Annotated in this window: 18 protein-coding genes; 8 read left to right on the plus strand and 10 right to left on the minus strand. The window is 70.1% G+C overall.

Translation table 11 applies throughout. The features are described 5' to 3' along the window. The first annotated feature begins 112 nt into the window (after positions 1-112). From EDF20_RS01205 to EDF20_RS01215, 3 genes are all read left to right on the plus strand, one after another. Positions 113-1507 carry an NAD(P)/FAD-dependent oxidoreductase gene (locus tag EDF20_RS01205; protein WP_133737471.1) on the plus strand — a complete coding sequence of 465 codons (1395 nt, stop codon included), beginning with the start codon at positions 113-115 and terminating at the stop codon, positions 1505-1507. A 223-nt stretch (positions 1508-1730) separates the two neighbouring features. Beyond that, complete coding sequence (locus EDF20_RS01210; RefSeq protein ID WP_347876481.1) at positions 1731-3254, plus strand: MFS transporter; 1524 nt, start codon at positions 1731-1733, stop codon at positions 3252-3254. Next, positions 3247-4227: an alpha/beta hydrolase gene (locus EDF20_RS01215; protein ID WP_133737472.1), complete on the plus strand. Its 981-nt coding sequence runs from the start codon at positions 3247-3249 to the stop codon at positions 4225-4227. The genes EDF20_RS01210 and EDF20_RS01215 overlap by 8 nt, the downstream gene beginning before the upstream one ends. 174 nt (positions 4228-4401) lie before the next feature. Here the strand turns inward: EDF20_RS01215 and EDF20_RS01220 are convergent, their stop codons facing one another. From EDF20_RS01220 to EDF20_RS01235, 4 genes are all read right to left on the minus strand, one after another. After that, positions 4402-4806, minus strand: coding sequence for a hypothetical protein (locus EDF20_RS01220; protein ID WP_133737473.1), 405 nt, complete (start codon positions 4804-4806; stop codon positions 4402-4404). Positions 4807-4958: 152 nt separating this feature from the next. Next, positions 4959-5471 carry a helix-turn-helix domain-containing protein gene (locus EDF20_RS01225; RefSeq protein ID WP_133737474.1) on the minus strand — a complete coding sequence of 171 codons (513 nt, stop codon included), beginning with the start codon at positions 5469-5471 and terminating at the stop codon, positions 4959-4961. After that, entirely contained in the window at positions 5468-5908 is a 441-nt protein-coding gene (locus EDF20_RS01230) for a hypothetical protein (RefSeq protein WP_133737475.1), read from the minus strand. The genes EDF20_RS01225 and EDF20_RS01230 overlap by 4 nt, the downstream gene beginning before the upstream one ends. A 74-nt stretch (positions 5909-5982) precedes the next feature. After that, complete coding sequence (locus EDF20_RS01235) at positions 5983-6366, minus strand: hypothetical protein (RefSeq protein ID WP_133737476.1); 384 nt, start codon at positions 6364-6366, stop codon at positions 5983-5985. 299 nt (positions 6367-6665) lie between these two features. Here EDF20_RS01235 and EDF20_RS15550 point away from each other — a divergent pair, with 299 nt between their 5' ends. Together EDF20_RS15550 and EDF20_RS15555 are read left to right on the plus strand one after the other, a co-directional pair. Beyond that, positions 6666-6830 carry a hypothetical protein gene (locus EDF20_RS15550; protein WP_166644734.1) on the plus strand — a complete coding sequence of 55 codons (165 nt, stop codon included), beginning with the start codon at positions 6666-6668 and terminating at the stop codon, positions 6828-6830. A gap of 82 nt (positions 6831-6912) precedes the next feature. Beyond that, positions 6913-7227, plus strand: coding sequence for a hypothetical protein (locus EDF20_RS15555; protein WP_166644735.1), 315 nt, complete (start codon positions 6913-6915; stop codon positions 7225-7227). 797 nt (positions 7228-8024) lie between these two features. Here the strand turns inward: EDF20_RS15555 and EDF20_RS01245 are convergent. Continuing rightward, entirely contained in the window at positions 8025-9032 is a 1008-nt protein-coding gene (locus EDF20_RS01245; protein WP_133737477.1) for a cation transporter, read from the minus strand. Beyond that, positions 9029-9385, minus strand: coding sequence for a transporter substrate-binding domain-containing protein (locus tag EDF20_RS01250; RefSeq protein ID WP_347876482.1), 357 nt, complete (start codon positions 9383-9385; stop codon positions 9029-9031). The genes EDF20_RS01245 and EDF20_RS01250 overlap by 4 nt, the downstream gene beginning before the upstream one ends. Positions 9386-10401: 1016 nt before the next feature. On the opposite strand from EDF20_RS01250, the gene EDF20_RS01255 reads away from it, so the two are divergent. Together EDF20_RS01255 and EDF20_RS01260 are read left to right on the plus strand one after the other, a co-directional pair. After that, positions 10402-11169, plus strand: a complete 768-nt coding sequence (locus EDF20_RS01255; protein ID WP_133737479.1) for an SDR family NAD(P)-dependent oxidoreductase — start codon at positions 10402-10404, stop codon at positions 11167-11169. Between the two features lie 113 nt (positions 11170-11282). Beyond that, on the plus strand, positions 11283-11531 hold the full coding sequence (locus EDF20_RS01260) for a hypothetical protein (RefSeq protein WP_133737480.1): 249 nt from the start codon (positions 11283-11285) through the stop codon (positions 11529-11531). A 178-nt stretch (positions 11532-11709) separates the two neighbouring features. Here the strand turns inward: EDF20_RS01260 and EDF20_RS01265 are convergent, their stop codons facing one another. Further along, positions 11710-12186 carry a DUF2254 family protein gene (locus tag EDF20_RS01265; protein WP_243833396.1) on the minus strand — a complete coding sequence of 159 codons (477 nt, stop codon included), beginning with the start codon at positions 12184-12186 and terminating at the stop codon, positions 11710-11712. Further along, positions 12105-12938 (minus strand): DUF2254 family protein, encoded by an 834-nt coding sequence (locus EDF20_RS01270; protein WP_166644736.1) that lies wholly within the window; start codon positions 12936-12938, stop codon positions 12105-12107. Before EDF20_RS01270 ends, EDF20_RS01265 begins: the two co-directional genes overlap by 82 nt. Before the next feature lie 140 nt (positions 12939-13078). Between EDF20_RS01270 and EDF20_RS01275 the strand changes: the two genes are divergently transcribed. Then, positions 13079-14449 (plus strand): potassium transporter TrkG, encoded by a 1371-nt coding sequence (locus tag EDF20_RS01275; protein ID WP_133737483.1) that lies wholly within the window; start codon positions 13079-13081, stop codon positions 14447-14449. Between the two features lie 244 nt (positions 14450-14693). On the opposite strand, the gene EDF20_RS01280 is transcribed toward EDF20_RS01275, so the two are convergent. Further along, a complete protein-coding gene (locus EDF20_RS01280) occupies positions 14694-15362 on the minus strand; it encodes a response regulator transcription factor (RefSeq protein ID WP_123545679.1) in 669 nt (222 codons plus the stop codon). Beyond that, positions 15359-16606 (minus strand): histidine kinase, encoded by a 1248-nt coding sequence (locus EDF20_RS01285; protein WP_133737484.1) that lies wholly within the window; start codon positions 16604-16606, stop codon positions 15359-15361. Before EDF20_RS01285 ends, EDF20_RS01280 begins: the two co-directional genes overlap by 4 nt. Positions 16607-16621 lie beyond the last annotated feature (15 nt).

Here is a 16621-nt window from a genome sequence, read left to right on the forward strand (position 1 = left end):
CGGGCCACGTCGTGCTCGGCCGTGGTCCCGGCCGGGCATCGCCGAGCCCGGCCCGGCGGCTCGACCCGTGCGCTGCCCGCAGAGTACGGTCGTCGCAGGGAGGAACACATCCATGACACAGCGAATCATCATCCTCGGCGGCGGTTCCGCCGGGCTCACCGCCGCACTCGAGCTCCAGAAGCGCCGGCCGCCGCAGAGCGCCAGCATCACGTTGGTCGACCAGTCGCCGTACTACACGTACCAGCCGTTCCTGCCGGAGGTCGCGGGCGGGCACATCGCCCCGCGCGACGTGACCGTGCAGCTCCGGAAGGCACTGCGCAAGACGTCCGTGGTCGAGGCCGGGGTCACGGGCCTCGACTCGGCCGCGAAGAAGGTCACCGTCACCACGGCCGACGGTCGTGACCAGGTGCTGGCCTACGACCAGCTCGTCGTCGCACTCGGCGCCGTCACGCGCACGTTCCCGACGCCCGGCCTCGCCGAGAACGGCGTCGGCTTCAAGAGCGTGGAGGAGGCGCAGTACGTCCGCGACCGCATCCTCGGGAACATCTCCGAGGCCGCGTCGGTCACCGACGCCGCGACGCGTCGCAAGCTGCTCACCGTGGTCTTCGTCGGCGGTGGCTACACCGGCGTCGAGGCGATGGCCGAGCTCGACGACGTCGCCAAGGCGGCCGTCGACCAGTTCCCGACCCTGTCGCGCGACGAGCTGCGGTTCGTCCTCGTCGAGGCTCTCGACCGCGTCGCGCCCGAGGTCGGCCCTGAGCTCTCGAAGTGGACCCTGGGCCACCTGCGCGGCCGCGGCATCGACGTGCGCCTCGGCACCACGATGCCCTCGTGCGTCGACGGCGACGTCGTCCTCAGCGACGGCGAGACGATCCCCGCCGGCACCATCGTCTGGACGGCGGGCGTCAAGCCCAACCCGGTGGTCGCCGACCTCGGCCTGCCGCTCGGCCCGAAGGGCCACGTCAACGTCAGCGCCACCCTGCAGGTCGAGACCGAGCAGGGCGAGAAGCTCGACGGCGTCTGGGCGCTGGGCGACGTCGCGCAGGTGCCGAACCTGCTCGCCGAGAAGCAGCCTGCCTACTACCCGCCGAACGCGCAGAACGCCGTCCGCCAGGCGGTCACCGTCGCGGACAACGTGATCGCGGCGCTCTCGGGCGCCCCAGCCTCCGAGTACCGTCACGAGTCGCTCGGCACGGTCGCGAGCTACGGCATCGGCAAGGGGGCGGGCGTGCTCAAGGGCGTGTCCGTCACGAACGTGCCGGCCTGGCTCGCGCACCGCGGGTACCACCTGTACGCGATGCCCACGCTGAACCGCAAGTGGCGCATCCTCACCGGCTGGATCACGAACTTCTTCGGCGGCCGTGACCAGACGCCGCTCGTCGGCCTGAAGGACCCGCGTGCCGGGTTCCTGAAGGTGACTCCGGTCGTCCAGCCCAAGTCGGACCCCGCGACCGAGACCAAGAGCGCGGTGAAGCCCGCGACGAAGGCCGGCGCCGCGAAGAAGTAGCGCGACCGTGCGATCGCAGGAGGCGCGTCCCGGGTGACCGGGGCGCGCCTCCTTCGTCGTCGCCCCGCGTCTGCGCTCGTGCACGGTGCCGCCGGACCGTCTCCGGCCGGGTCGTCGGTTCGTGTACGCTCACGATCACTGAGGTAAAAGGCGTCGCGCTCTGCGACGCACCCGCACGCGGCATCGAACGAGTCGCCACTTCTTCCCAGAAGGAGTGCACCCCGTGTCCCCCAGTACCTCTGTCTTCCGCGGTCGCCTGCGCGCCGGCGATGCGCCTCCGCGGCTGTCCGACGCGTGGATCGCCCTGGCCGGGTTGTCCGCGGTGTTCCTGTTCGAGATGCTCGACACCTCGGTCCTCAACGTCGCCCTGCCGACGATCGGCCGTGAGCTGGGCTCCTCGACGACGGGCCTGCAGTGGGTGTCGGGGGCCTACGCGGTCGCCTTCGGCGGGCTCATGCTGCTCTTCGGCGCCGTCGCCGACCGGGTGGGGCGACGCCGCGTCATGCTCACGGGCCTCGTGTTGCTGGCCGTGGTGAGCCTCACGACCGTCGCGGTCACGACGACCGAGCAGCTCGTCGCCGTCCGGGTGCTGACAGGCGTCGCCGCCGCGATGACCACCCCCGGGTCGATGGCGTTGGCGTTCCGGCTGTTCGACGACGAGGGCCTCCGCGTCCGGGCCCTCACGGTGATCTCGACCGCGGGGCTCGTCGGCCTCGCCGTCGGTCCGACCGTCGGCGGGTTCGTGCTCGCCGTCGCTCCGTGGCAGGTGCTGCTGCTGGCCGACGTGCCGATCGCCGTACTGGCGTTCGTCGGCATCCGGTGCGGCGTCGCTCGGGACGACGCCGCGGGGCTGCGGCCAGACCCCGTCGACGTGGGCGGCGCGCTGCTCGGCACCGCGACCGTGGCGGGACTGCTCGTGACGCCGACCGTCCTCGTCGGGCCGGCTACCGCCTCCTCGTGGGGGTGGGCCGCGGTCGTTCTGACCGTCGCGTGCGGGGCCGGGTTCATCGTGCGCCTGCGGACGGCGCGGCACCCGGTGGTCGACCTGCACCTGCTCTCCCGCCCCCTGGTGTCGAGCGGCCTCGCGTTCAAGGCCGCGTCGGGCCTCGCCGTCGCCGGGCTGTCGTACCTCGTCACGCTGCAGCTTCAGTTCGTCTGGGGCTGGCCGCCGGCCCTCGCCGCCGTGGGCACACTGCCGCAGGTCGTCGTGCTCCTGGCCGGGGGGCGCCTCGTGGGGCCGTTCGTGCAGCGGGTCGGCCTCGGCCGGGCGGCGTGGGTCAGCGCGGCCGCGGTCGTGTCCGGCCTCGCGGTCTTCGGTGCCCTGAGCCGTCACGGCTACGTCTGGGTGCTCGTCGCTCTCGTGCTCGTCGGCGCGGGCATGCGCGTCGTCGGCGTCGTGGCCGGAGCCTCCGTGCTGACGGGGCTGCCGTCGGACCGCACCTCGGTGGGCGCCGCCCTCGTCGACACCTCGAGCGAGCTCGCAGGAGGTGCGGCGGTCGCCGCGGCCGGGACGATCGTCGCCGCGATGGTCACCGGGAGCATCGCGACGAGCACCTGGACGGCCGTGCGCTTCGAGACGTTCCAGGACGCGCTGACGGTGGCCGGCCTCGGCCTCGCCGCCGTCGCCGCAGTGCTCGTCGTGGTCGGGATGCTCCGGGCACGAACCGCCGACCTGGCCCCCAGCACCACTGCACCTGCCCCCTCGACCACTTCCACCCCCACCACCCAGGAGCCTTCTCGTGCCTGACATCACCGCCCTGCCCCGCCCGCCGTTCGACCCCGAGTTCGCGCCGTTCCTGGAGGCGATGGACGCCCGCGGCCGCTTCCGCCTCGAGACCGCGATGCTGCCGCGGATGCGACAGCTGGACATGACGGAGGCGCAGCTCGACGAAGGACTGCGCGCCCGCGGTCTCGAGAGGCGCAGCGTCACCGTTCCCGGGCACCTCGGCGACCCGATCGCCCTCGCGGTCGTGCAGCGCATCGGCCGCACCGGAACCGCGGCCTGCGCCTACGCGATCCACGGCGGCGGAATGATGTTCGGCCACCACCTCGGCAACCTCGACTCGTACGACGACTGGCTGTTCGTGCACGACGCCGTCCTGGTCAGCCCCGACTACCGTCTCGCCCCGGAGCACCCCGACCCGTACCCGGTCGAGGACTGCTACGCCGGCCTCGTCTGGGTCGCCGAGCACGCCGACGAGCTCGGCGTCGACCCGGGGCAGGTCATCGTCGTCGGCCAGAGTGCCGGGGCCGGACTCGCAGCCGGCACGGCGCTCCTCGCCCGCGACCGACAGGGGCCGTCCCTCGTCGGGCAGGTGCTCGTGAGCCCCATGCTCGACGATCGCGACGCCACCCTCTCCGCCCGTCAGTACGACGGCGTGGGCGTCGCCGACCGAGAGATGACCCGGTTCGGCTGGGACGCCTACCTCGGCGACCGCCGCGGCGGTGACGACGTGTCGATCTACGCCGCTCCCGGCCGCGCGACGGACCTCGCGGGTCTTCCGCCGGCGTACGTCGACTGCGGCAGCGCCGAGGTGTTCCGTGACGAGACCGTCGCCTGGGCCAGCGCACTCTGGGCGGCCGGCGTGCAGGCGGAGCTGCACGTGTGGCCGGGGGCGTTCCACGGGTCGGCGAGCATGATGCCGGGAGCGACCCTGTCGCGCCGGGCCGTCACCGCGCTGTGCGAGTGGACCGGGCGCCTCCTCGATCCCACACCCTGACGGGATCCCGGGGCGGGCAGGTGGATCGCCCGCTCCGGGCCCGCCCCTGGAGGACTCGACCCAGGGTCCCGACCACGAGACCCTAGGACGATCCGTCAGCCGTGACCCATCGACGAACTCCCGGACCGGCCCGACCGTCGACGAGTCGGGGCCAGTACGCTCGACACCCCTCGATCACGTTCTCCAGGACACGGAGCGGGTGTGCCCGTTCGATGACGGACCGCCCTCGACCGTGTGCCGCTGAGCTCGCAGGACAAGCGTGCTCGTCACGACGAGGAAGAGCGACACCGCCAGCGTGAGGTGGGCCGCGGGGTTGATCCCGACCTCGAGGAGCCATCCACCCCACCACGAGGTGAGCTCGTCGTCCAGGCCCCGGACGAAGGAGTACGTCCGGATCTGGATGATCGAGCTGACGGCGATCTGGAGCAGGGTCAGAGCCGCGAAGCTGAGTCGAAGCGCGAGCTGGTCTGCCAGGGGTCGTCGTCGGGCGGCGAAGACGAGCACCAGGAGGGCGACGCAGCTGACGACGGTCGTGCCGAGCGACTCGGGCACCCCAGGACGCGGAGTCGTGATCGCCACGAGTGAGTTGTAGCGGTCCGGAACTCATCTCGGTGACGGTGCCGTGAACGGGCAGCTAGATGCAGCGGCAGCTTGCGGCTACGGTGCGGGGGCACCCCAGACCCCGCTGCCGATGGTGGGGTTCCTGGGTGCACCCGGGCGTCCCGCCGGGATCATCGCTTGAGGGTGTCGCTGGGGTACTCCCCGAACTTCTCCGTGTAGCTCGCCGCGAACCGGCTGAGGTGGACGAAGCCCCACTCCCGGGCGACGTCGGCGACGGTGCCGGCGTCGGGGTGCATGTTCGTCAGGACCGCGCGGACGTGCTCGAGCCGGATCCCGCGGAGGTACTCCGTCGGGGTCACCCCGAGTTGGCGACTGAAGGCCTGCTGCAGGCCTCGGGGGCTGAGGTTGACTGCCTGGGCGATGTCGGTCGCGCTGATCGGGAGGCGTGCGTTGGTGTGGATGTACTCCACCGCCTCCCGGAGGCGTGCATTTCGCGGAGCGAGGAGGACCGGGTCGACCCGCGGGGCTGTGTGGGCGAAGGTGTCGAGCATCGCGATCGCCGTCATCCGGTTGATCTCGGCGTGCAGGAGCGGCGACGGCTCCGACCCGAGGACGGTCTTCGCCGCCGTCCCGATGGTCTGCTTCCACTGCCTCAGACGCGCGTCGTCCGGCTTGGTCATCATGTCGAACACGAGCGGGCCCGGGAGGGCGCCCTCGTGTTCGGCGGCGACCTTCTCGAGGCGTCGAAGTGGACGAGGTTCTGCCGGTAGTCGACCATGTCGAACGAGAACTGCTTGCCCGTCGGGAACACCACGGGGCGGCCCTGCTCGAGGGCGAGCTGGTCGTCGTCGAGGTCGTAGACGCCCTCGCCGGCGGTGATCCACGCGACGATGTACTCGTCCTTGGGCACCAGGGTGCCCTGCATCGACCCGAGGAAGGTCGAGGACCGGAGGGTCATGTCGTCGTTGCCGGTGCTGGTGTACCGGTAGGAGAAGTCTTGACCGCTGCGCTCGGTGCGGAACTGGTCCCCGTTGTAGGTGTCCTCGTAGAGGGCCCTGGCCTGCTCGAGGCTACGGCCAGCCGTCTCTGACTTCGCGTAGGAGTCCTCACCTGGTTGCACCCCGGAACTATGTCACGAAGACGCCCGGTAAAAAGCTCAATAGCTTAGGAAGTGTCCGAATTGCGCGTTGGCTGCTACTGCTGCGACGGGTCGCCGAGGACTTCGCGGAGGGCGACCTTGATCGCGCCGGCGTAGCCGAGAGGCAAGCGGGTGCGCTGGCGGGCGTCCCCGCGGACGGTCACGACTGCCTCGTCACCGTCAGCGGTGACGTTCCAGGACGTGATCTGCTCGAGCTCGACTACGGTCGGCACGGTCTGGTCGGGCTGGTCGAGGACGACTCGGTTCCGATAGACGGCAACTCCTCGGGCGTCGTGGTCGACCTCGACGTTGCACTCGAAGACCAGGTCGTCCGGGAGGGCGCCGTAGAAGTCCGCCCAGTCGTCCGTCAGGGCCACGTCGCTGAGTCCGGGCACGGCCGAGAGCAGCCACTGTGGCTGCTGGCCGGTCGTACGGGACAAGAGCGGGACGCTTCCTGGTCGGTTGATGCGCGGGTCACTTTTGCGGACGGGCCACTGCATGACGGATGTGGACGGACTCCACTGTGCCCCACGTGTTGCCCGGAGTCGAAACGGATGTACGCCTTCACAGGGCTGAGCCCCGGAAATTCGGGCGGCAGTACGCATCCCGGTCACGCCCGCGTACCCCAGTTCGTTAAACGTGCACCCCAGTTGGTCCCGGGCGAGGGGCCTGCCATGGTTCCCCTATCGGCGCTCCTCGAGAGCGCGCGAATCAGCAGCAGCAAGAGACGAGAGACACCATGAGCACCGTTCACGCCCCGAACAGCGCCACCGCCCGTTCCCCCTTCAGCGAGGTCCGGGACACCTACCGTGAGGCGACCCTCGCCGTCATCGCCACCGCGGCAGTCGCCGCGTCGGCGTCGCTGATCGCTGCGTTCCTCGTCGCGCTCGGGATCGGTGCATGAACACCGTCTCGCCCGCCACCCCTTACATCGAGATGACGCCGACAGAACCGTTCGACGTCGCAGCACTCCTCAAGGAACTCGCATGACCAGCACCCAGCTCCGCACGCTCAGCCACGACGCCCTCGTCGACCACGTTCGCGCCCGCCTGACCGGCGCCCCTGCCGCACCTGCCCGCGAGGCCGTCTCTGCGCGGAGCGGCTACGTCGGCCTCGACGGTGTCCCGGCCGTTTGCATCGACGTGTACCCCAAGCGCCGCCGCCGCGACACGGCCGCAGCCCTGTCGCGCCTGGCACGGATCACCAGCCACCACGAAGTCGGACTCCGGGCATCGGCCGCTGAATTCACCTACGCAGACTTCTTCACTTCCGAGCCGGCACAGCTGCTGATGGCGTCCTGATGACCTTTGCCGAGCGCATCCTCGCCGAGAGCACAACGGACCACGAGTCCTCCTTCGACACCGCCCTCGAAGACGACTGAGCACACGACTCAGCAACTGACCGACCGATGACGCCCAGAAAAGCCGCGAACCGGAGCACCACAGGCCCCGTGCTCTCGACATCCGCACTACAGGGCCTGGCCCACGAGGACCTCGTCAGCTATCTGAAACTGACGCTCGCAGTCACGTCCTCTGGATCGGATCCCTCCCTCATCTCCTGACCTCAGCCAGCTCGCCCGGAGTTGCCGGTGCTGACTGATCGAACGCCTCCATCCGCGCTCCCGCACCCGCAGTCCCTAGCTGCGGTCCAGATGGAGGCTCCGTGAAGCGATGACGCTTCGCTCTGCTGGGTCGCTGTGACCCGAAGATCAGCGACCCAGCAACACCTGCGGCAAAGGCACCGCGATGCCACCGAACCGGCCCACGAGCCGTGGAGCCCGGCCAGCGATCGTCTACCGGACGCAGTCAGCACCTCCAGACACCCTGGGATGCTCGTGTCATGACTGTTGGACTTGGTGCTGCCACGGCGACCGTCATCGTTTTTCTCGTCATGGCGGTACGACGAAACCGACACACTCGCCAGCTCATCGATCAAGGCGACCTAGAGCCCGCAGCGGCCCTGGAGTCGCGTCTACAGATTCGAGTCTTCTCAGTGGCACTCGGTCTCACGATCATTGCGACAGTCGCGTCCGCCCTCGTCGTGTGAGTGCAGCCCCTGATCCTGGGCGACCAGCTCGGGAGCACTGACCTTCTCTTGATCAGCGTTCCCCGCCGGACGCGGCCAGCCCGGGCAGGAACTCCCCCGGCAGTTCGGCGGTGGGCACGATCACGATGTCCTGCACCTTCCAGTCCAGGTGCACGCACTCCGACCGTGCCTGCTCGAGTTCCTGGAGGGACGGCATCGACCCGTCCACGGGAACGACGAACGATTCGACATGGAACACGTGTCCCTCGTCTCGGACCCGTGATCTCGCCTCAGCCACCCAGGCCAGCCCGGTCAGGTGGTGGTCGATGCGATCGCTGAGCGGATGTGCCTCGTGCTCGTCGTACGTCCTCGCTCGGGTGTCGATCAAGGCTGCGACGGCGCCCTTCACGTTCCTCCGGCCGTCGCGCACGATGCTGAGCGAGATCAACAGCGCTGCGACGGAGTCTGCCCACCACCATCCGATCCCGATGCCGACGATGCCCGCGATCGCGGCGACGCCGGTCGTCCAGTCGGCCTTGTTCATGTCGGCGTCGGCGTAGAGGACCTTGTCGTGCAGGGTCTCGGACAGCTTCAGCTTCGCACGGCCCAGGAGCACCGGGGCGATCGATGTCACCGCGAGCGTCGCGATCATGAGCCAGCCGAGCCAGACCGTGTGGCCGAAGAGCTCGATGCCGCCGATCGTCGGGTGCTCGGCGGTGAGGAGCTTCGATCCGGAGTCGACGATGAGGTAGGCGCCCATCACGAGCAGGGCGGCGGCGGCCACGAGGTGCGCGATGCCGGTGGCTCGGTGGAAGCCGTAGGGGTGGTCCTCGGTCGGTGGACGACGGATGATCCGGGTGGCCACGAGGAACGCGATCGGGGGCAGGAAGGACAGCATGTCCTCGACCCAGGCCGCCCGCATCGCCTGGGAGCTGCCGAGCACCAGGAACATCAGCGTCACGGTCACGACCAGCACCCCGACGGTGATCCACTCGAGCTGGACGGCTCGCCTCAGGGCGTCGCGTTGTTCGTCCGGGAGCGCGGTGTGCCCGAACTTCGCGGCCCGGTCGGCGCTCGTCATCGCGGACCGTCCGCGCCGAGCAGGAACGCGTCGAGCTCGAGCAGGAAGCGGTTCTCGCCCCGTGGCACCAACATCACGTGCTCCACCGTCGCGCCGCCCTCGTCGCTGCCCGTCGTGTAGGGCCGAGTCGTGCCCGCCTTCTCCGACCACGGCGTCTCCGCCGTCAGCCCGCCGATCACCAGATCGAGGTCACCCTCCTCCAGGTCGCCCACCAGTGCCTCCTCGCTGCCCGTGGACCACTCCACTTCCGCACCGAGGGTCGACGCGAACGACCTCACCAGCTCGGGCTCCGTGCCGACCGGGTCTGCCCCCTCGCGGACATCGACCCACGTGCCGTTCTCGGTCGCCCCCACCCTCAACGTGCCTCCGCTCGCCCTGTCGAGGGTCCCGTCCGGATCGGTCGGGATCGTCGCTCCGCAGCCGGCCAGGAGGAGCATCGACAGCCCGCAGACCACCGCCGTCCTCGCAGTCTCATGTCGCCGCACGCCCACACCTCGATGATGAAGCCCAGAGGCGAGCTCCTCGTCGCCATCCTCCCGCAGCAGGACGGCCGGAAGTCAAGGGGTCCCGCCGACGCAAGGCCAGGAGTAGGGCACCCGGGCGGTGACGCCGATGCGCTGGCTTCCGACGCCACGAACAATCCGACGACGAATCCCGGCAGGGAGATCTCCTCTCGTGCAGTCCGACACCCTTCGAGTTCGACGACTGCGGCCGATCAACCGCAGGCAATCACTTACGGCGCGACACTGAGATCATGCGGATCTGCTCTCATCGAGACCGGGTCCATACCGAGCCTGTAGGCGCAGGGTCGCCTCATGGCTATGTTGCTGGGGCAGCCCAGACCCCGCTGCCGATGGTGGGGTTCCTGGGTGCGCCCCGGGTTCCCCGCCGGGTCACCGATGTACGCGTGATCGCGTCCCGGGACGAACGAGACGAAGGTGTCTTGACGGTAATGGTGTCAGGACGCAGATCGACCGTCGTCATTCCGCACCACGTGCTCGCCGTCCTCGAACGCGAATGGGCCGACGCAGACACACTCCCCCGAAGCGTCCGGTCTAACGCGGGACGCTCTTCCGCGTCGTCACCACGGGTGCGCACGGTACCTCCTGCGGGTGGCCGGGAGTCAACCCCCTCACATCGTCTCTCGCACCGACCTAGCGTGGATGACGTCCGGGGGGCAGCGAAGACGCTGTCCACCTGGCGCCTCGACAGGCACCGAGAACAATCGGGGAACAGCAGAACGCTTCCTGCAAGGAGCGCAGGTCCTACCAGCCAGCCACAGCGTGGCCGGCCGACGAGACCACCGCGGGGACCCACCACCAGGAGGGTCCCCGCCCCACTTCCACCACGAACCACGGAAGGCAGGACCATGACCGACTTCACCGATCGCACCGTCCTCATCACCGGAGGAGCGGGAGGCATCGGAGCCGCCACGGCGAAGATGTTCTTCGACGCCGGCGCCCGCGTCGCCCTCGTCGACGTCGACCAGGACGCCCTCGACCAGCAGGCGACCTCCCTCGGGTCCGACGCACGCATCCTCACGATCCAGGCCGACGTCTCCGACCCGGGCGACGTCGCCCGCTACGTCCAGACCACCCTCGACGAGCTCGGGCACATCGACGTGTTCTTCAACAACGCCGGCATCGAGGGCAAGGTCGCGAACCTCGTCGACACGACCCCCGAGGACTTCGACCGTGTCATTGGCATCAACCTCCGAGGAGCCTTCCTCGGCCTCCACCAGGTCCTCCCCCACATGACCGACCGCGGCAGGGGCAGCATCATCAACACCTCCTCCGTCGCCGGCCTCGACGGCGCCCCCGGACTCAGCCCCTACGTGGCCTCGAAGCACGCCGTCACCGGACTCACGAAAGCCGCGGCTCTCGAGGTCGCCGGCACCGGTGTCCGGGTCAATTCGATCCACCCCTCCCCCGTGAACACCCGCATGATGCGCTCCATCGAAGCCGGCGGCGGCGACGCCGAAGCCCAGCGCCAGGCGTACGAACAGGGCATCCCCCTCGGCCGCTACGCCGAAGCGACCGACATCGCCTCCCTCGTGGTGTTCCTCGCCTCCGACGAGGCCGCGTTCATCACCGGCGCCCAGTACCGCATCGACGGTGGCATGGGCGCCAGCCAATGACCCACCCACCCACCGATCGACGCGGAGGGAGGCCGACGGAGGCGCGGCGCGATGATCCGACGCTGGTCAGGAATCAGCCCGCCATCGGGCAGGGCCGCCGTCGACAGTGGCTGGTGCCGGCGGCACTCCTCGCGGCCATCACCATCGGCCTCATGATCATCGCCCTCGACCTCCAGACGGCCGTTCCCGTCGCGGGCATCGTCATCGTCAGCACGCTGCTCACCGCGATGGTCGTGGTGGCGCTCGTCGTCGAGCCGACCCGACGACGCAACATCGTGTCTGCCTGGCTGATGAGCACCATGGGGCTCGTGGCCCTCACTCTGCCGGTGCTGCTCCTCATCGGCCAGGCGCGCCCGAGCTGACCCAGTTGGCGGCCCCGCCTCATCTCCATGGGCAGGAGAGATCTCGCCCGGGACGATGGTCGTTCCTGGCTCTCGCCAGGGCCTGTTGATCATCAGCGGATGAGTGCACATGTCGTCACCCGTGGATGCCCCCGGAGCCTACGTCGTAGTCGACCAGGTAACGGAGCAACGCAACCGCCTAGACGTGGTCGAGCCTCTGGCTGAGCTCGCCGAGGTGCCCCGCCCGCGATCCTTGAGCGACGTCGGCGAGGCGAGCCAGGAGGCGGCGGGCGGCGTCGAGGACGATGGGGTGCTCGCCCCCGTAGGTGAGGACGCCGTCGAAAACGGTGTCGATGAGCTGTTCCGGCGCCGGCCAGTGAGGCAGGACGCGGACCAAGGCATCCTCGTCGAGGTAGGCGGTGATGGCCTGCCGCTCCGCCCACAAGGGCACGAGCGCCGTCGCTGACAGGTCCAGTGCGCTGACGGCCGTGTACGGATCGTTGGTTCCGCTAGCAAGACCACGGACTGCGATCTCGACGAGTTGCTGAAGCGCGAAGCCGACGTCCTGGAACGGCGTTCGTGCCGCACCGAGGGTCACCATCGATCGGAGCCGGTCAAGGTCCTTCTCCGACAGGGGACGAACGTGGGCTCCGACACGGGCGGCGACGCGGAGCAGGCAGTCCCCTCGATGAGGTGGTCTCCCGGCATGGCGGTCACGTCGATGACCTGATCGTGGTCGTGGGCCCAGGACACGAGCCGCTCCCACCCGACGGACTGGACGTACCCGTCGCCCCCGGCCTCGACTGTGGACCACGAGTGGAGACCGTCAGGGTGCGGACGCACGCTCACCCCGTCGCTGTCACCGTCGGTCCGGTACGCGTGGTCCACAGCTGTCTCGAGGTCCTCCTGCACCTGCTTCTGCAGCGACGTTATCTGCACGCTCGACGCGATGTGGTGGATGAAGAACACGAGCACCGCGACGTCGACGACCCCGAGGACGACGGCGACATGGATGGCGATCACGGGGACGAAGGCCGACCCGTCGTCGATGGCGGTGTGCACGGAGCGGAGGACGACGATCGAGTAAAGGAAGGTGGAGGTGAAAGCCGCCAGGACGAACTGGTTCGCCCGGTCGGCCATGAAGTTCCGCACCAGGCGCGGGCCGTACGTCGAGGACGTCGTCGCCAGGACCGAGATCGTGATGGAGAACGACGTCCCCGCCACGGTCAGTATCGCCGTCCCGATCGTCGTCAGGATGGCACGGCCCCCGCTGGCACTCAGAGCGTCGAGGATCGGGACCGAGGAGCCCCCGTCGACGATCCTTTGATCGACGAACACGAGCAGCTGGGCGACCACGATGGCGAAGACCCCGAGAACGGCCGGGAAGAACCAGAACGCCTCACGGAGCCGGAGAGCGACGGTGCGCACGAGCGGCTTCTTCCTGTCAAGTCTCCGACACGTCAGACGACGCCCCGAAGCGTAGTCAGCCCACGCGTTCTCCCCTCGTTCCCCCGCTCGGCGTCGGTCAGCTCACGGGGGCGGCGACGGAAGTGTCTTACTGTGGGCCGGTGACGACGCAGACGAAGGGCACCGCTGCTCCTGCTCGGATCGCTGCCTTCTCGCAGGGCGTCCTGCGCCGCTCCCCGGCACTCGTGGCCCTCGGGATCTTCCTCGCTGTCGTCCTGCTCTTCTCCGGGCTGCTGGCGTTGCCGGCAGCGACGGCCGACGGAACGAGGACACCGCTGCACGACGCGGTCTTCACCGCGGTGTCCGCGATGACCGTCACGGGGCTCGTGACCGTCGACACGGCGCTGCACTGGTCGTTCTTCGGGCAGATCGTCATCCTCGCCGGGGTCCAGGTCGGCGGGCTCGGCATCGTGACCATCGCGCTCCTGCTGTCGAGGGCCGTCACGCACAAGCTCGGCGTGCGCGGGCGGATCATGGCGCAGCAGGGCATCGGCACCAGCAAGCTCGGCGAGGTCCAGTCGCTGCTCAAGATCGTCGTCCTCACGACTGTCGTCGTGGAGGCGGCGCTCGCACTCGTCCTCGTGCCCGCGTTCATCGTCCGGGAGGGATCGTTCGCCTCGGGCACGTGGCACGGCGTCTCGGCCTTCAACAACGCCGGCTTCGTCACCCACGCCGAGGGCCTCGAACAGTTCGCCACCGACCCATTCATCATCGTCCCGCTCATGGTCGGGGTGTTCGTCGGCAGCCTGGGCTTCCCCGTCTTCATGGTCCTCATGGTCCACAAGACCCACCTCCGACGCTGGAACCTCCACACGAAGCTGACCGTCACGGTCACCCTCGGGCTTCTGATCGTCGGAGCCGTGGTGTGGACACTCCTCGAGTGGGGCAACACCGCGACCATCGGCGACCTCCCGGCGGGCGAGAAGCTGGTCCACGGGCTCTTCGCGTCGACCATGATGCGCAGCGGCGGCTTCGCGCTCGTCGACACCGGCGCCTCCCACCCCATCACCCTCCTCGCCACCGACGCCCTCATGTTCGTCGGCGGCGGTTCCGCCTCCACCGCCGGCGGCATCAAGGTGACGACGATCGCGCTGCTGTTCCTCGCGATCGCCGCCGAGGGCAAGGGCGACAAGAACGTCCGGGTCTTCCGCCGCACCGTCCCCGAAGCGGCTCTCCGCGTCGCGATCAGCGTCATCTTCCTCGGTGCGACCCTGGTGCTCGCGGCGACCGCGCTGATCATGACCGTCAGCGATGAACCCCTCGACCGCATCCTGTTCGAGGTGATCTCCGCCTTCGCCACCTGCGGCCTGAGCGTGGGGCTGAGCGCCGAGCTCGACCCCTTCGGCAAGTACGTCCTCGCCGCCCTCATGTTCGCCGGCCGGGTCGGGCCCATCGGCCTCGCCTCGGCCCTCGCCGTCCGCCGCCGCACCCTGCTGTACGACTACCCGGAGGACCGCCCCGTCATCGGCTGACGCAGGGACCGATGGTCAGGACGTCGTCGTCTTCCGGGGTGCAGATCCGGGTCCGCACCCCGCGGTGGGGCCACCCCAGAGGGGTATCTGACGCCGGCCCCACCCTCAGCCGTCAGTCGGTGGGACTCACGGAATGAAGAGCCGCGTTCCCGGCACGCGATCGTTCACCGGAGGGTCACTGGTTCCCAGATCGTCACGACATCGATCTCGTAGTGGTGCGAACTCTTACGATCAGGGTCGCCGGTCAGCCGACCTGCACGAGGCCGGCTCTGATGCCCCAGAGGACTGCCTGCAGCCGGTCGCGGGAACCGGTCTTCTGGAGGAGCCCGGCGAGGTGGTACTTCACGGTCGTCAGCTCGACGAACAGGCTCTGCGCGATCTCGGCGTTCGACGACCCCTGCGCGAGAAGCTGCAGCACGTCGAGCTCACGAGCGGTGAGCCGGGCGCCCTCCGCGTTCTCACGCGTCGCCCGTCCCCCGGCGCCGGCGCGGCGCGCGCCGAACTCTCGGAGCACGCGGCGTGTGAGCCTCTGGTCAAGCGTGCCCTCCCCGGCCGCGACCGACCTGACGGCGCTCACCAAGGTGGCCTCGTCCGTGCCCTTGAGGAGGAACCCGGCTGCACCCGCCTCGAGCGCGGCGAACACGTCGGCATCGACGTCGAAGGTCGTGAGCACGAGCACGCCTGCGTCGATGGTCGGGTCGGCAGTGATCTGCCGGGTGGCGGTGATGCCGTCGGTGCCGGGCATGCGGATGTCCATGCACACCACGTCGGGGCGCAAGGCGCGGGCGAGGCTGACAGCCTCGGCCCCGTCGACGGCCTGGCCGACCACCTCGAGGTCGTCGACTGCGCCCAGCACGACGGACAGCCCGGCCCGGACGACCATCTGGTCGTCGGCGACCACGACACGGATCACGAGGCGCGCCCCGTGTCGCCGACGAGGACGAGTCGGTTCGTCCAGCCGCCGTGGTGCCGGTCGGGGCCCGTCGTCAGCCGGGCGCCGACGAGCTCGGCGCGCTCGGCCATGCCGGCGAGGCCGTAGCCGGTGCCCGTGCTCGTGCTCGTGCTCGCGCCCGGGGCGACCAGGGCCGGATCGGCGGCCTCGTTCCGCACCGACACCTCGACCTGGTCGTCCGTCCAGGTCACGGCGACGCGGCAGGGCGCTCCCGGGGCGTGCCGGGCGGCGTTGGCGAGGGACTCCTGCACCATCCGGTAGGCGGTCGCCTCGGCCAGGGGGCCGAGCGACCGAGGTTCGCCCTCGACGATCGTCGTGACGTCCTGGCCCCGCTCGCGTGCCGCCTCCGCGAGCCCCTCGATCCCGGCCATGGTGGGCACCGCGACGGGCCGCCCCGACGCCTCGGGCTCGTCGTCGCGCAGCAGGCCGACGGTGCGGCGCAGGTCGCCGAGCGTGATGCGGGCGTCGTCCTGCACGGTGCGGAGCATCTCCCGCGCCCGCTCGGGGTCGCTGGCGACCAGGGCCGTGGCCGCCTGCGCCCCGACGATGATCCCGGACAGGTGGTGGCCGGCGATGTCGTGCAGCTCGCGGGCGAGAGCGGCACGCTCCGACCGCACGGCGCGGTCGGCATCCTCCCGCCGCTCCCGCTCCACCGAGCGCTCCTGGGCGTCGAGCGCCTCCCGGAGGCGCTCACGGCCACGGACCTGCTCGGCGACCACCGCCGGAAGCAGGTACAGCACGACGACGCGGGCAGCCGCGGTCGCGAGCACGACCCCGGCCGGCGAACCCACCGGGCCGACGACCATCGCCGCCGCCCCGACCAGGGCGGTCGCGGCCGCCGCGGCCACGAGCGCGACGAGCCGGGCGGTGCGGTCGACGCGGCGGGCGAGCGTGTACGCAGCGACGATGACACCCAGGGCGCCGATGCCGAGCTCGCCCGCCGTGGTGGCGAGGACGACGAGATCGGCGGCGACGACGACTGCGAGCACGACGAGGGGCCGATGCCGCCGCGCCAGCAGCGCGATCGACTGCACGAGCACGAGGGCCGCGTGCACCAGGGGCGGCACGTCGCCGGGCACCGTCGCGGGGATCTGCTCGCCACCGAGGTCGAGCGCGACGTACCCGAGCGCGACGGCCGCGACCAGCAACGACGGGAAAGCCGACCGGAGGCGCGACGCGGGTGTGCGACGCGCCTGCGGATCCATGGGGCGAGTCAACCA

The organism is Frigoribacterium sp. PhB116 (assembly GCF_004364285.1).
Lineage (GTDB): Bacteria > Actinomycetota > Actinomycetes > Actinomycetales > Microbacteriaceae > Frigoribacterium.

What these genes read in the sequence shown, in the direction of transcription:
- EDF20_RS15555 (WP_166644735.1), top strand. Translation starts at nt 6,913, where the DNA reads ATGACCAGCACCCAGCTCCGCACGCTCAGCCACGACGCCCTCGTCGAC.
- EDF20_RS15550 (WP_166644734.1), top strand. Translation starts at nt 6,666, where the DNA reads ATGAGCACCGTTCACGCCCCGAACAGCGCCACCGCCCGTTCCCCCTTC.
- EDF20_RS01245 (WP_133737477.1), bottom strand. Translation starts at nt 9,032, where the DNA reads ATGACGAGCGCCGACCGGGCCGCGAAGTTCGGGCACACCGCGCTCCCG.
- EDF20_RS01205 (WP_133737471.1), top strand. Translation starts at nt 113, where the DNA reads ATGACACAGCGAATCATCATCCTCGGCGGCGGTTCCGCCGGGCTCACC.
- EDF20_RS01255 (WP_133737479.1), top strand. Translation starts at nt 10,402, where the DNA reads ATGACCGACTTCACCGATCGCACCGTCCTCATCACCGGAGGAGCGGGA.
- EDF20_RS01285 (WP_133737484.1), bottom strand. Translation starts at nt 16,606, where the DNA reads ATGGATCCGCAGGCGCGTCGCACACCCGCGTCGCGCCTCCGGTCGGCT.
- EDF20_RS01225 (WP_133737474.1), bottom strand. Translation starts at nt 5,471, where the DNA reads ATGATGACCAAGCCGGACGACGCGCGTCTGAGGCAGTGGAAGCAGACC.